This window comes from Streptomyces sp. NPDC060035 (assembly GCF_042736635.1).
In the GTDB taxonomy this organism is placed as follows: Bacteria; Actinomycetota; Actinomycetes; order Streptomycetales; family Streptomycetaceae; genus Streptomyces.
This window is the reverse complement of the sequence record NZ_JBHWVO010000007.1, coordinates 204326-218614: the sequence shown is the minus strand read 5'-3', so window position 1 is coordinate 218614 and position 14289 is coordinate 204326. Positions and strand designations below refer to the sequence as shown.

Genomic DNA, 14289 nt, shown 5'->3' with positions numbered 1-14289 from the left:
TACCCGTCACCACCTCCGATCAGTGGTGCGTCCGTGTGTCCCCGTGTTTGCCGCTCTTGCCCAGCTTCTTCGCGAGCTTCACCACGTGCGGTACCTCCAAGCCCAGCGACCCGTTGTCCCGGTGACCGCCCGTGCCCAGCCAGCCGGCCAGCTTGCCGCCCTCGCCGACCGCCCGCAGTCGTGCTTCCGCGGCGTCGCGTACCGGGTCGGTCGCCACCACCAGCAGCTCGTCCCCGCGTCGCAGCACGGTGGACGGCGCGGGCACGAAGCTCTTCTTGTCCCGTACGACAAGGGTGACGGCGGCCCCGGCGGGCAGTCGCAGCTCGCCGACCTCCACGCCGTGCATCTTCGACTTCCCCGGGATCGCGACGGACAGCAGGTGCCCCCGCAACCGCTCCAGGGGCGCCGACTCGATGCCCAGGTCGGCGGCCTCGGACGGATCCTCGCCGATCTTGAGGGCCTTCGCGAGCCAGGGCAGGGTCGGGCCCTGGATCAGGGTGTAGACGATGACGAGGACGAAGACGATGTTGAAGACCTTCGTGCTGCCCTCGATTTCGGACACCATGGGAATGGTCGCCAGGATGATGGGCACGGCGCCGCGCAGCCCGGCCCAGGACATCAGGGCCTTCTCCCGCCGTGGCAGCCGGAACGGCGCCAGGCTGATGAAGACCGACAAGGGCCTCGCGACCGCGGTGAGAACCAGCCCCACGACCACGGCAGGCCAGAAGTCGTCGACCAGGTCGTGCGGGGTGACCAGCAGGCCCAGCAGGACGAACATGCCGATCTGGGCAAGCCAGCCGAGCCCGTCGGCGAAGCCCCGGGTGGCCGGCCAGTGCGGCAGTTTGGAGTTGCCGAGGACCATCGCGGCGAGATAGACGGCCAGGAATCCACTTCCGTGAGCCATGGCGCCCGCCGCGTACGCGGACACCGCGATGGCCATCACGGCGATGGGATAGAGGCCGGACGCGGGCAGCGCCACGTGGCGCAGTCCGAAGGAGCCGAGCCAGCCCACCGCGAGCCCGATGGCCGCGCCGATGGTCAGCTCCAGGGCTATTTCGCCCACCAGTACGTACCAGTGCTCCACGGGGCCGACCGTCGAGAACGCCACCACCAGGATGACCACCGGGGCGTCGTTGAAGCCGGACTCGGCCTCCAGTACGCCCGTGATCCGGGACGGGAGCGGGACCTTGCGCAACACGGAGAAGACAGCCGCTGCGTCGGTCGAGGAGACGACCGCACCGATGATCAGTGCCTGCCGCCAGTCCAGGCCCACGAGATAGTGTGCCGCGGCCGCGGTGACGCCCACGCTGATGCCCACCCCGACGGTCGACAGCATGGCCGCTGCCGGCAACGCGGGTTTGACTTCTTTCCACTTCGTGCCCAGACCGCCTTCGGCCAGGATGACGACCAGCGCGGCGTAGCCGATCACCTGGGTCAGCTCGGCGTTGTCGAACTTGACGTCGAAAATGCCGTCCTGCCCCATGGCGATGCCGATGCCGAGGTACAGGAGCAGGCTGGGAAGCCCGCTGCGGGACGAAATGCGTACGGCCGCCACAGCGACCAGCAGGACGAGCGAGCAGACGAGCAGAAGTTCGTTGAGCGCGTGGACAGTCAGGGTCCGTTCCTTCCCTGCGTACGCCCTCCGGATCGACCTCCGGGGGCCAGTACTTCGTTACCTTACCTAATCTTTAACGTTTTCTTGACGCCTTCGAGTGTTCGTGCGAGCGGTGCGCAAATGGATGCATCCCCATACCGCGTCCGAGTGGCTTCGGCGGGGCGCCTATGGTTGCTCCTGCACTCCCAGGACCACCCTGCCCCTCGAAGGACAGCGATGCCCGCCAACACAACCGCCTCTTCCGGTTCTTCCGATGCGAAGAAGCCCGGCAGGAAGAAGGGGCGACGCGCCCGCCTGTTCGTGATCGTCCTGGTGCTGGCGCTTGTCGCGGGTGTCGGGTACGGCGCGTTCTGGTCCGTATCCACGGTTCGGGCCTCGTACCCGCAGACGACCGGTTCGATCGAGCTCGAGGGTCTTACCGGCAACGTCGACGTCAAACGCGACAGTTACGGGATCCCGCAGATCTACGCGGACTCCGACAGCGATCTCTTCCGCGCCCAGGGCTTCGTCCAGGCCCAGGACCGCTTCTGGGAAATGGACGTCCGCCGTCATATGACGTCCGGGCGGCTCTCCGAGATGTTCGGCTCCGGCCAGGTCGAGACCGACGCCTTCCTGCGCACGCTGGGCTGGCGCAAGGTCGCACAGGACGAGTACGACAACAAGCTGGACGAGGACACCAAGAAGAACCTCCAGGCGTACGCGGAGGGGGTGAACGCGTATCTGGGCGGCAAGGACGGCAAGGACATCTCCGTCGAGTACGCCGCCCTCGGCCTGACCAACGACTACAGGCCCACCGAGTGGACTCCGGTCGACTCGGTCGCCTGGCTGAAGGCGATGGCCTGGGACCTGCGCGGCAACATGCAGGACGAGATCGACCGCTCGCTGATGACCAGCAGGCTCAGCGAGAAGCAGATCGAGGACCTCTACCCGGCCTACCCCTACGCGAAGAACAAGCCGATCGTCCGGCAGGGCGCCATCTCCCCGGTCACCGGCAGGTTCGACCCGAAGGCCGAGCCGTCGGACAGTATCGGTTCGACCACCCCCGAGGGTGCGGCCGAGGGCCTCAACACCCAGCTCTCCGCGCTCTCCGAGACCCTCGACGAGATCCCGGCGCTGCTCGGACCCAACGGCAGCGGCATCGGCTCCAACTCCTGGGTCGTCTCCGGCGAGTACACGACGACCGGCAAGCCGCTGCTGGCCAACGATCCGCACCTGGCGCCGCAACTTCCCTCCCTCTGGTACCAGATGGGGCTGCACTGCCGGGTGATCTCGGAGACCTGCCAGTACGACACCGCCGGCTACACGTTCTCCGGGATGCCCGGTGTGATCATCGGCCACAACGCGGACATCGCCTGGGGCTTCACCAACCTCGGCGCGGACGTCACGGATCTCTTCCTGGAGAAGGTCTCGGGCGAGGGCTACCAGTACGACGGCAGGACCAAGCCCTTCAAGACCCGCAAGGAGACCATCGAGGTCGCCGGAGGCCGCAGCCGGCACATCACCGTGCGCGAGACGAACAACGGCCCGGTGGTCTCCGACCGCAGCAGCGAGCTGGAGAAGGTCGGCCAGAAGGCACCCGTCACCAACTCCGCCCCGGACCGCGCCGATGGATACGCGGTCGCCCTGAAATGGACCGCGCTGAAGGCCGGCAAGTCCATGGATGCCGTCTTCGAGCTCAACCGGGCCAAGGACTTCCCGTCGTTCCGGGCAGCGGCCGAGCACTTCGAGGTGCCCGCGCAGAACCTCATCTACGCGGACACCAAGGGCCACATCGGCTATCAGGCCCCCGGGACGATCCCGGTCCGGATCAAGGGCGACGGCACGCTGCCCAGCCCCGGCTGGACCTCGGACTACGGGTGGAAGGCCGACCCGATTCCGTTCGACGAGCTGCCGTACGAGTACGACCCGGAGCGCGGCTACATCGTCACCGCCAACCAGGCCGTCATCGACGAGAAGTACCCCGAGCTGCTCACCAAGGACTGGGGCTACGGCGCCCGCAGCCAGCGGATCAACGACCTCATCGAGTCGAAGATCAAGGGCGGCGGGAAGATCTCGACCGACGACATGCAGAAGATGCAGATGGACAACCAGAGCGCGATCGCCGTGGAGCTGGTGCCCGCACTGCTGAAGATCAATATCTCCGACAAGAACGTCCGTGAGGCGCAGAAGCTGCTGGAGAACTGGGACTTCGCCCAGGAGCCCGACTCGGCAGCCGCGGCCTACTTCAACGGCGTCTGGCGCAACATCCTCAAACTGGCCTTCGGCAACAAGCTCCCCAAGGAGCTCCGCGCCGAGGGTGACTGCCTGAACGTGCCGCCCGCCTCCGGCACGGGTCCGGTGGACGAGCAGAACAGGCTCGTACGGGAATGCGGTCAGCGCGCCCCGGACGCCGCCCAGCCGGACGGCGGCGACCGCTGGTACGAGGTGGTCGATTCCATCCTCGAGGACACGGACAACGAGTGGTGGAAGGCTCCGGCCAGGGGTCGTGAAGAGGCGATCGACAACCGTGACGAGCTCTTCGCCCGCGCCATGGAGGACGCCCGCTGGGAGCTGACGGCCGAGCTCGGCAAGGACATCACGACCTGGAGCTGGGGCCGGCTGCACCAGCTGACCCTGCGCAACCAGACGCTCGGCACCGAGGGCCCCGGTCTTCTGCAGCGGGCTCTCAACCGGGGTCCCTGGCACCTCGGCGGCGGCGAGGCCGCGGTCAACGCCACCGGCTGGAACGCGGCGGGCGGCTACGACGTCATCTGGGTCCCGTCGATGCGGATGGTCGTCAACGTGGGGGACTGGGACAAGTCCCGCTGGATCAACCTGACCGGCGCCTCGGGGCACGCGTTCAGCGCGCACTACACCGATCAGACCGACAAGTGGGTCGACGGCGAACTGCTCGACTGGTCCTTCGGGACCAACGCTGTCGGGCAGTCCACGGTCGACACCCTGACACTCAAGAAACCTGGCTAGGCATGGAAGCGCCGTGCTCCGGCCGGCGTGATCACGGCATCCACGGGGTGGTCGTGCGGTTCCTCCGGAACCTGCGCGACCACCTCGTCGTCGTACAGCAGGACGACGAGGGCGGGGTGGGCTCCGGCCGCCGACAGCCGGGCCAGTACCCGGTCGTAGCTGCCGCCGCCCCGGCCCAGCCGCAGCCCGCGCCGGTCCACCGCGAGCCCGGGCAGCAGGACCACGTCCGCATCGAGGACCGCGGCCGGCCCGAGGCGCACCCCGTCCGGCTCGAGCAGCCCCCGTCCCGCGGGCAGAAGGTGTTCGGCGCCCTCGTAGGCCGCCCAGTCCAGGTCGTTGTCCGCCATGAGCACCGGCAGCAACACCCGTACGCTCCGCGCACGCAGCGTGTCCAGGAGCGGGCGGGTCCCGGGTTCGCGCCCCACGGACACATAGGCGGCGACGGTCCGGGCCCCGGCGAGCTCCGGAAGGGCGAGTGCGGCAAAGGAGAGAACCGCGGCGGCGTTTTCGACGTCCTGAGAGGTCAGGAGCCGTCGTGCGGCGAGCAGTTCGCGCCGCATGGGCGCCTTTCCGGACATGTCATGGTTCACGGGTGCTCGCATACTTCTCGTATGGGGTTGTATGAGTACGAAGTTAACCGGACGCTCATCTTCCGCCCATACGCACCCGTTAGAGTCTGCCTATGACTCAGTCGCGCCCCAGGATCAGCAAAGCTGTCATTCCGGCTGCAGGTCTCGGCACCCGGTTCCTGCCGGCCACCAAGGCCACTCCCAAAGAGATGCTGCCTGTCGTCGACAAACCCGCCATCCAGTATGTCGTCGAAGAGGCGGTCGGAGCAGGCCTCTCCGACGTGCTGATGATCACCGGTCGGAACAAGCGTCCCCTGGAGGACCACTTCGACCGGAACTACGAGCTGGAGTCGGCACTGACCCGCAAGGGAGACGCCGAACGGCTCTCCAAGGTCCAGGAGTCCAGCGACCTGGCCACCATGCACTACGTCCGCCAGGGCGACCCGCGCGGTCTCGGTCACGCCGTCCTGTGCGCCGCGCCGCACGTCGGTGACCAGCCGTTCGCGGTCCTTCTCGGCGACGACCTGATCGACCCGCGCGACCCGCTGCTCGCCCGGATGGTCGAGATCCAGGAGCGCGAGGGCGGCAGCGTCATCGCGCTGATGGAGGTCGACCCGGCGCAGATCCACATGTACGGCTGCGCGGCCACCGAGGTGACCGCCGACGGCGACGTCGTACGGATCACCGGGCTGGTGGAGAAGCCCGACCCGGCCGACGCACCCAGCAACCTCGCCATCATCGGCCGCTATGTCCTGGACCCCGCGATCTTCGACATACTCCGTCACACCGAGCCCGGCCGCGGCGGCGAGATCCAGCTCACCGACGCCCTGCAGCTGCTGGCCGAGGACGAGAAGGCCGGCGGCCCCGTGCACGGCGTCGTTTTCAAGGGCCGCCGCTATGACACCGGTGACCGCGGCGACTACCTGCGTGCCATTGTCAGACTCGCGTGCGAACGTGAAGACCTGGGCCCGGACTTCCGGACCTGGCTCCGCAGTTACGTCACCGAGGAGTTGTAACAGCTTGAGCACCACGATCTGGTCGGTGGACGAGCACCTGGACGACATCCTCGCCGCGGTGAGGCCGCTGGAGCCCATCGAGCTGCAGCTGCCCGACGCACAGGGATGTGTCCTGGTCGAGGACGTCGTGGTCGAGGTCGCTCTGCCGCCCTTCGACAACAGCTCGATGGACGGATATGCCGTCCGGATCTCCGATGTCCAGGGCGCCAGCGAGGAGTTCCCCGCCGTCCTCACCGTCATCGGCGATGTCGCGGCGGGCGACGGCGGACTCGCCGACGGCCGGTCGGTGGCCCCCGGCGAGGCAGCCCGCATCATGACCGGCGCCCCGCTGCCCGCGGGTGCCGACGCCGTCGTGCCGGTCGAGTGGACCGACGGAGGCACGGGCGGCGGCCCGGCCGAGGCCATGCGCGCCCACAGCGACGCCCCGGAAGGGGCGAGCGGTGAGGTCCGTATCCATCGTCCCGTCGAGGCGCGCGCCCACGTCCGGGCCCGGGGCAGCGACGTCCGGCCGGGGGATCTGGCGCTGCGCGCGGGGTCGGTCGTCGGGCCGCCGCAGATCGGGCTGCTCGCCGCGATCGGCCGCTCGACGGTGAAGGTGCGGCCCCGCCCGCGCGTCGTCGTGCTCTCCACCGGCAGCGAGCTGGTGCAGCCCGGTGAGGAGCTGACCGGCGGCCGGATCTACGACTCCAACAGCTTCGCGCTGACAGCCGCCGCCCGGGACGCCGGGGCCATCGCCTACCGGGTGCCCGCGGTCGCCGACGACGCGGAGACGCTGCGTGCCACGATCGAGGACCAGCTGATCCGCGCGGACATCGTCGTCACCACCGGGGGCGTGAGCGTCGGTGCGTACGACGTGGTCAAGGAAGCCCTGTCCTCCGTGGGCGACGAGGACGACCCGGGCAGCGGCATCGACTTCCGCAAGCTGGCCATGCAGCCGGGCAAGCCGCAGGGCTTCGGCTCGATCGGTCCCGATCACACCCCGCTGCTGGCACTGCCCGGCAATCCCGTCTCCTCGTACGTCTCCTTCGAGTTGTTCGTACGGCCGGCGATCCGGGCCCTGATGGGGCTGAAGGACGTCCGCCGCCCGACGGTCCGCGCCACGCTGAGCACGGACAAGGCGCTCGTCTCGCCGCCCGGCAAGCGGCAGTTCCTGCGGGGGACGTACGACGCCGAGGCGGGCACCGTCACCCCGGTCGGCGGTTCCGGATCGCATCTGATCGCCGCGCTCGCCCAGGCGGACGCGCTGATCGTGCTGCCCGAGGACGTCACCTCCGCGGAGCCCGGCGCGGAGACCGAGGTGATCCTCCTCCGCTGACTTCCGCGCGGTGGCGGTACGGTATCTGGCGCTGTGCCTTACCGGGGGAAGCCCCCCGGCCCCCCGGTCCGCACGTGTGTGCGGGCCGAGTGGGCAACCGGCGCCCTACCGCTAGGCGGAGTAGTTGAGTACGCAGAACAGGCTGACGCACATCGACGAGGCGGGCGCGGCCCGCATGGTCGATGTGTCGGAGAAGGACGTCACGGCGCGCATCGCCCGGGCCAGCGGCCGGGTCCTCGTGTCGCCGCGTGTGGTCGAGCTCCTCCGGGGTGAGGGCGTCCCCAAGGGCGACGCGCTCGCCACCGCGCGGATCGCCGGAATCATGGGGGCCAAGCGCACCCCGGACCTGATCCCGCTCTGCCATCCCCTCGCCGTTTCCGGTGTGAAGGTCGATCTGAGCGTCACCGACGACGCCGTCGAGATCCTCGCCACCGTGAAGACCACCGACCGTACGGGGGTCGAGATGGAGGCCCTGACCGCCGTCTCGGTCGCCGCGCTCACGGTGATCGACATGATCAAGGCGGTCGACAAGAGCGCGGTCATCACGGACGTCCGGGTGGAGGCGAAGTCGGGCGGCAAGTCCGGCGACTACCGCCGCCCCGCGCCGGAGGGTGCGGACGCATGACCGTCCCCGACGAGAACCCGGCGGCCGCCGAGCGGCCCGCACCGGAACCGGCAGGGCCGTCCCCGTCCGGTGGAGCGCTGACCGCTCCCTACGCCGCCCTCGTGGTGACCGCGTCCAACCGCGCATCGGCCGGGGTCTACGCCGACAAGGGCGGCCCGATCATCGTCGAGGCGCTCATCGGTCTCGGATTCGCCGTCGACGGCCCCCAGGTCGTCCCGGACGGCGACCCGGTCGAGGCGGCCCTGCGGGCCGGCGCGGCAGCCGGCTACGACGTGGTCCTGACCACCGGTGGTACGGGCATCTCGCCCACGGACCGCACCCCGGAGGCCACCCGCCGCGTCATCGAACGCGAGATCCCGGGCATTGCCGAGGCGATCCGGGCCGAAGGCCGGGACCAGGTCCCCACGGCCGCACTCTCGCGCGGCCTCGCAGGTATCGCGGGGGGCACCCTCATCGTGAACCTGCCGGGGTCCACCGGCGGGGTGCGCGACGGCCTCGCGGTCCTGAGCAGGCTTCTGGTGCACGCCGTCGATCAGGTGCGCGGCGGCGATCACCCCCGACCGGGGAGCTCGAGCTGAACGTCCCGACCTGGCCGGTGATCCTGACCGACGGCGAGATCACCCTGCGCCCGATAAAGCTGCGTGACCAGCGCATGTGGCGTGAGGTCAACCGTCGCAACCGCGACTGGCTGCGCCCCTGGGAAGCGACCGTCCCGCCGGCCGCGCCGGGCGCCCCGGTTGCCCAGCGCCCCACCTACCGTCAGATGATCCGTCATCTGCGCTCCGAGGCGAACGCCGGTCGGATGCTGCCCTTCGCCATCGAGTACGAGGGGCGTCTCGTCGGACAGCTGACGGTGGCCGGGATCACCTGGGGATCGATGTGCTCGGGCCATGTCGGCTATTGGGTGGACCGCAGCGTGGCGGGCCGCGGTGTCATGCCGACCGCGGTGGCGCTCGCCGTCGACCACTGTTTCCGCAGCGTCGGTCTGCACCGGATCGAGGTGTGCATTCGGCCTGAGAACGGCCCCAGCCGGAGAGTCGTGGAGAAACTCGGATTCCGTGAGGAAGGGCTGCGTCCCCGCTATCTCCACATCGACGGCGCGTGGCGGGACCATCTGATCTTTGCCCTGACCGCCGAAGAAGTCCCTGACGGGCTGCTCCGGCGCTGGCGCAGAGTACGACCGGAGGCGCCGCACACTCCCGGGGAAATGAAATAAGTGTTCGAAATTGATCGCTCTCTGAACGCTAAGGGACCCACTCGCGGCGACTGCTGATCTGAACAATCGCAAAAAAGTCCGTGATATCAGCCGGATCGAGCGACACACCGGGCCAATTGGCGGATGCCGCCGTGCAAACCCCTCTACGGTGTGAGCGTGAGCAGCAGCGGCCTCATCTACGCAGTCATTGTCGGGGCCTGGGCCGCCTACTTGGTGCCGATGTGGCTCCGCAGGCAGGACGAGCTCAATGAGGCCCGTCCGACGGAACGCTTCAGCACCGCCATCCGGCTGCTGTCCGGACGGGCGGCGATGGAGCGCCGATACGCCAAGGAGCTGCGGGAGCGCGATGCCGAGGAGGCGCCCGGCGACGTCGACCCGGATGCCGTCACGGACCGATTGGGTTCCGCGGACGTCCGGGCCTTTTCCGCGCCCCCGGCGCACACGGAAGCCCGGTTGCACGACCCGGTCCGTGAGCGTCGCGCCGCGGAGCCCCCGCGCGCGCAGTCGGCGCGGCCCGCGCCCGTACATCGCGCGTATACCTCAAGCGCGGAAGCCGAGCGGGAGAGGCGGGCCCGGCGCTCGAAGGTGCTGGCACGCCGCCGGCGCACGACCATCGTCCTGTTCCTGGCGTTCACGCTCGGCGCGGTCGTCGCGGCCGTCGGCGGACTCCGCTTCCTGTGGGCGCCCGCCGTTCCGGCCTTGATGTTGAGCACGTACATCGTGCATCTGCGTGCCCAGGAGCGGCGCCGGTTCGCCTTCACCATGGACCGTCGCCGGGCAGAGGTGGCCGCGCAGCGGCTCCGCGAGAACCGTCCCCGCAGGCACCAGCCCGCGGCAACGGCTCCGGCCGAGCCCGACGAGGAGCCCGAAGGGCGCGACCCTCATCCCGCACCCGTCCCCACGGTCTCCCCGCAGGAGGCAGGCCGCCGCGCCCTCGTCGAGCAGACGGACCACGCGGAGTGGGTGGACCAGCAGCGTGAACGCGGGCCGGCCCAGGGCGACAGCTGGGAGCCGGTCCCGGTCCCCCTCCCGACCTATGTCACCGCCCCGGTGGCCCCGCGCGCCGCGGGCGGCGTGGAGGTCGGAGACCCGGACACCTGGAGCGCGGCACGCTCCAGCACGGCGGAGCCCACCCAGGCGGACACCGAGCACCCCGCCGCACCTTCGGCGGACCCGGCGCCGCGCCGACGCGTCAACCAGCCCCGCCGCACTCGCGACCGGGGCCGGACCCCGCTCTTCGACCAGTACGACGACGGGGACCGGCCCCGTGCAGCCAACGAGTGAGACCGGCGGCGACGCCGACTCGGCTGACCTGCGGCATACGGATTTCCGGGCACCCCGGTGGGGGTGCTAAAGTTTCACTCGTTGCAAGGGCCTGTGGCGCAGTCTGGTAGCGCACCTCGTTCGCATCGAGGGGGTCTGGGGTTCAAATCCCCACAGGTCCACCGCAGCTCAGAGCCTCTACCGGGGAAACCCGGTAGGGGCTCTTTGGCGTCGTAAAGCGTATGGGCCTCGGGGCCTGGCAGCATGCCGGACATGGACGAAGCTTTGAAGACCCTGGAACACGAGTTCCGTGCCGAGCCCGGGAGCTTCCTGCTGGGACTGCGAAGTGATCTGGTCTGGAACCACGTCGCATTCTCCGAGCTGGAGAAAGCCATGCGCACTGTCTGCGGCTCCTTGCAGGAGGCCGAGGACCTTCCCCGATGGCTGGCAGAGGGGTATTACCACGTCTTGACGGACGTTCCCTCGTGGACGGCGCACCCCGACTTCCCGCGGCCGGAGCCGGCGGACTACTACGCCGCGTGCATCGAGCGGATCACGGATCTGGCGGACTGGTTCTTCCGGGGGGAGCACGTCTACCTGGAGCCGCACACCTGGCCGGAGCTGTAGGGGAGTCGTGCGCGATGTGTTCAGGGTGAAGCAATCGCTTACCGGGGCGCTTAGGGTGGTCGTGCTCACCTGGCCGCCCGGTGGCCGCAGTTGACGGTCGCCCCGCGCCAGGACGAGCGCCCAGTGCCCGCGATTCCGTACGGAGGAGCGCCCCGTGACTGCCGGTATGCCCAGCTCTCGAATCGACACCAGCAAGCCCCATCCGGCGCGCGTCTACGACTGGCTCCTGGGCGGCAAGGACAACTACCCCGTCGACCAGGAGGTCGGGGAGAAGCTGCCTGCCGAGGCGCGGGCCAACGCGGCGCGGAACCGGGCTTTCATGCACCGTGCTTCCGGTTGGCTGGCCCAGCAGGGCATCGACCAGTTCCTCGATATCGGCACCGGCATCCCCACCTCCCCGAATCTGCATCAGATCGTCCAGGCCGTCACGCCGCAGGCCCGGGTCGTCTACGCCGACAACGACCCCATCGTGCTGCGCCATGCGGAAGCGCTCCTGGTCAGCCGGCCCGAGGGTGCGACCGAGTACATCCATGCGGATGTGCGGCAGCCCGAGGCGATCCTCGAACGCGCGGGTGAGGTCCTGGACTTCGGGCGCCCCGTCGCGTTGTCCCTCATCGCGCTGATGCACTTCCTGCCCGATGACCAGGACCCGTACGGCATCACCAGGACCCTGGTCGGCGCGCTGCCGTCGGGGAGCTACCTGGTCCTCTCGCACGGGACGGCCGATCAGCACCCGGAGCTCCGGCAGGAGACCGAGTCCGCGTACCGCAAGGGTGCGATCTCGTTGCGGATGCGGACACGCAGCGAGGTCGAGCCCTTCTTCGAGGGGCTGGATCTCGTGGGGCCGGGTCTGGTATCGGCGACCGAGTGGTACCGGGAGCAGCCCGCGCCGGCGTACGAGCGGAGCGGGTTCCACGTGGGTGTGGCGCGGGTCCCCTAGGAGGACTGCTGCAGCGGCTTGGCCATGCAGATACTGCTCGCGTACGTCCGGTAGTGGCCGAACTTCGCGCACGGTGCGTAGCCGCTGGAGGTGTACAGGGCGATCGCCTCGGGCTGCTGGTCGCCGGTCTCCAGGACCATGCGGCTGCGGCCCGCGGCTCGGGCGTCGGCTTCCAGGGCGGCGAGGATGCGCCGGGCCAGGCCGTGGCCGCGGCCTTCGGGTATGACGAACATCCGCTTGATCTCGGCGTCGCCGTCGGAGTACCCCTCGGCGTTCCGCTTCTGGGAGCGCCAGCCGCCGGTGGCGACCGGCGTGCCCTGATCGTCGTAGGCGAGCAGGTACAGTCCGCGCGGCGGATCGAACATGGTGGCGTCGAGCGGTGTGATATCGCCCTCGTCCCCGTAGCGCTCGGCGTATTCGAGCTGCACCTGGTCGTTGAGTTTGACCGCGTCAGGGTGGTCGTAGGGCCGAGGCTGGATATTCATGCGAGTGATGGTACAGGTATGCACTAGCGGGTGTCGGTACTGTGCCGGGATGCTCACCGTAACCAGTGTGAATGTGAATGGGCTCCGCGCCGCCGCGAAGAAGGGCTTCGTCGAGTGGCTGGCGCAGACGGAGGCCGACGTGATCTGCCTCCAGGAGGTCCGGGCCGAACCGCAGCAGCTGCCCGAAGAGGTGCGTGACCCCGAGGGCTGGCACGCCGTGCACGCTCCGGCCTCGGCCAAGGGGCGCGCCGGTGTGTCCATCTTTACGCGGCACGCGCCGGAGCGCGTCCAGATCGGGTTCGGCGGTTTCGGGGGCGCCGGGAGCGAGGAGTTCGACGAGAGCGGCCGGTACGTCGAGGTGGACCTGCCGGGCGTGACGGTCGCGAGCCTGTATCTGCCGTCCGGCGAGGTCGGTACGGAGAAGCAGGAGGAGAAGGAGCGCTTCATGGCGGCCTTCCTGCCCTACCTGAAGGGCCTCAAGGTGCGGGCCGCCGCCGAGGGGCGTGAGGTGGTCGTGTGCGGCGACTGGAACATCGCCCACCGTGAGGCCGACCTCAAGAACTGGAAGTCGAACAGGAAGAGCTCCGGCTTCCTGCCCGAGGAGCGTGAGTGGCTGTCCCGGGTGTTCGACGAGGCCGCGTACGTGGACGTGGTGCGGGCGATGCACCCGGAGGAGGAGGGGCCCTACTCCTGGTGGTCCTATCGTGGACGGGCATTCGACAACGACGCGGGCTGGCGCATCGACTACCAGGTGGCGACCGGCGGGCTCGCCGCCCGCGCCGTGAAGGCCTGGGTGGAGCGGGCGGCCACGCACGGCGAGCGGTGGAGCGACCATGCGCCGGTGACGGTCACGTACGAGCGGTAGCCGAGCGGTTCGGTGTCCCGGGCCGGGACCCGCCCGCCGTTGCGGAGCGCGGGGCGTTCCGTGCCGCGGGGTTCCCCTGTCCGCGCGCTGCTGCGGAGCCCCGGGCCCTTCATTCCTCCCGGGTGCCCGTGCCGTCCTCGCTGCGCAGCCGCCGGTCCAGGGCCATGGACAGTTCGGCGTCCACCACCGCGTGGGCGAGGCTGCGCAGCCGGTCCGGTTCGGTGCTCGCGGCGTGGGTGTTCATGACCCGGACGAAGAGATCGGCGAGCGCGTCGGCGTGCTCACGGACCAGGCGGCCGGAGGAGAGCACCGCGGAGAGCGGCACTCCCTGCCGTACGAGCTCCGACGAGGCCTCCAGCAGGCGGCGGCTCATGTGCACGATCTCGTCGCCGTCGGTGGCGAGGTAGCCGAGGTCCAGGGCTGCGGCGAGATTCTCCGCCGTGGCCTCGTCCCGGAAGTAGTCGGCGAGTTGCTCGGGGGTGAGCCGGACCGGGGTCTCCTCGGTCGGTTCGCCCAGGCCCAGCACCTCGGCGACATCGCGGCCGCTGTCGAAGGTGGTGGCGAGGTCGGCGATGCCGTTGAGGGTGTGGCCGCGTTCCAGCAGGCCCGTGATGGTGCGCAGCCGGGCGAGGTGGTGGTCGTCGTACCAGGCGATGCGGCCCTCGCGGCGAGGTGGCTGGATCAGCCCGCGCTCCCGGTAGAAACGCAGGGTGCGCACGGTGATGCCGGCCTCCTTGGCCAGCTCGTCCATGCGGTATTCGCGGTGCTCGCGTCCTTCAGCCACACCCG

Annotated in this window: 14 protein-coding genes and 1 tRNA gene; 11 read left to right on the top strand and 4 right to left on the bottom strand. The window is 69.6% G+C overall.

Features of this window, described 5'->3' with window-relative positions:
• Nucleotides 1-19: 19 nt before the first annotated feature.
• Entirely contained in the window at nt 20-1555 is a 1536-nt protein-coding gene (locus ACFWBQ_RS14100; protein WP_385487552.1) for a potassium/proton antiporter, read from the bottom strand.
• 276 nt (nt 1556-1831) lie between these two features.
• Between ACFWBQ_RS14100 and ACFWBQ_RS14095 the strand changes: the two genes are divergently transcribed.
• The gene (locus ACFWBQ_RS14095; protein WP_385487550.1) at nt 1832-4579 is read left to right on the top strand and encodes a penicillin acylase family protein; all 2748 of its coding nucleotides are present in this window, start codon (nt 1832-1834) and stop codon (nt 4577-4579) included.
• Here the strand turns inward: ACFWBQ_RS14095 and ACFWBQ_RS14090 are convergent.
• On the bottom strand, nt 4576-5169 hold the full coding sequence (locus ACFWBQ_RS14090; RefSeq protein ID WP_385487549.1) for a 5-formyltetrahydrofolate cyclo-ligase: 594 nt from the start codon (nt 5167-5169) through the stop codon (nt 4576-4578). The genes ACFWBQ_RS14095 and ACFWBQ_RS14090 overlap by 4 nt on opposite strands.
• A gap of 92 nt (nt 5170-5261) precedes the next feature.
• On the opposite strand from ACFWBQ_RS14090, the gene galU reads away from it, so the two are divergent.
• From galU to ACFWBQ_RS14045, 9 genes are all read left to right on the top strand, one after another.
• Entirely contained in the window at nt 5262-6164 is a 903-nt protein-coding gene (gene galU / locus ACFWBQ_RS14085; protein ID WP_385487547.1) for a UTP--glucose-1-phosphate uridylyltransferase GalU, read from the top strand.
• A gap of 4 nt (nt 6165-6168) precedes the next feature.
• Nucleotides 6169-7479, top strand: a complete 1311-nt coding sequence (gene glp / locus ACFWBQ_RS14080; RefSeq protein ID WP_385487545.1) for a gephyrin-like molybdotransferase Glp — start codon at nt 6169-6171, stop codon at nt 7477-7479.
• Nucleotides 7480-7603: 124 nt separating this feature from the next.
• On the top strand, nt 7604-8104 hold the full coding sequence (gene moaC / locus ACFWBQ_RS14075; protein WP_385487543.1) for a cyclic pyranopterin monophosphate synthase MoaC: 501 nt from the start codon (nt 7604-7606) through the stop codon (nt 8102-8104).
• Complete coding sequence (locus ACFWBQ_RS14070; protein ID WP_385487541.1) at nt 8101-8682, top strand: molybdenum cofactor biosynthesis protein B; 582 nt, start codon at nt 8101-8103, stop codon at nt 8680-8682. The genes moaC and ACFWBQ_RS14070 overlap by 4 nt, the downstream gene beginning before the upstream one ends.
• 17 nt (nt 8683-8699) lie before the next feature.
• On the top strand, nt 8700-9320 hold the full coding sequence (locus ACFWBQ_RS14065) for a GNAT family N-acetyltransferase (RefSeq protein WP_385487539.1): 621 nt from the start codon (nt 8700-8702) through the stop codon (nt 9318-9320).
• A 123-nt stretch (nt 9321-9443) separates the two neighbouring features.
• Nucleotides 9444-10604, top strand: coding sequence for a gephyrin-like molybdotransferase receptor GlpR (glpR, locus tag ACFWBQ_RS14060; protein WP_385487537.1), 1161 nt, complete (start codon nt 9444-9446; stop codon nt 10602-10604).
• Nucleotides 10605-10691: 87 nt separating this feature from the next.
• Nucleotides 10692-10765, top strand: a tRNA-Ala gene (locus ACFWBQ_RS14055).
• 91 nt (nt 10766-10856) lie between these two features.
• Nucleotides 10857-11210, top strand: a complete 354-nt coding sequence (locus ACFWBQ_RS14050) for a hypothetical protein (protein WP_385487535.1) — start codon at nt 10857-10859, stop codon at nt 11208-11210.
• Nucleotides 11211-11364: 154 nt separating this feature from the next.
• The gene (locus tag ACFWBQ_RS14045) at nt 11365-12150 is read left to right on the top strand and encodes an SAM-dependent methyltransferase (RefSeq protein WP_385487533.1); all 786 of its coding nucleotides are present in this window, start codon (nt 11365-11367) and stop codon (nt 12148-12150) included.
• Here the strand turns inward: ACFWBQ_RS14045 and ACFWBQ_RS14040 are convergent.
• On the bottom strand, nt 12147-12635 hold the full coding sequence (locus ACFWBQ_RS14040; RefSeq protein ID WP_385487531.1) for a GNAT family N-acetyltransferase: 489 nt from the start codon (nt 12633-12635) through the stop codon (nt 12147-12149). The two genes, ACFWBQ_RS14045 and ACFWBQ_RS14040, sit on opposite strands and share 4 nt — an antisense overlap.
• Nucleotides 12636-12684: 49 nt before the next feature.
• Here ACFWBQ_RS14040 and ACFWBQ_RS14035 point away from each other — a divergent pair, with 49 nt between their 5' ends.
• Nucleotides 12685-13500: an exodeoxyribonuclease III gene (locus tag ACFWBQ_RS14035; protein ID WP_385487529.1), complete on the top strand. Its 816-nt coding sequence runs from the start codon at nt 12685-12687 to the stop codon at nt 13498-13500.
• A 109-nt stretch (nt 13501-13609) separates the two neighbouring features.
• On the opposite strand, the gene ACFWBQ_RS14030 is transcribed toward ACFWBQ_RS14035, so the two are convergent.
• Entirely contained in the window at nt 13610-14251 is a 642-nt protein-coding gene (locus ACFWBQ_RS14030; RefSeq protein WP_385487769.1) for a MerR family transcriptional regulator, read from the bottom strand.
• Nucleotides 14252-14289 lie beyond the last annotated feature (38 nt).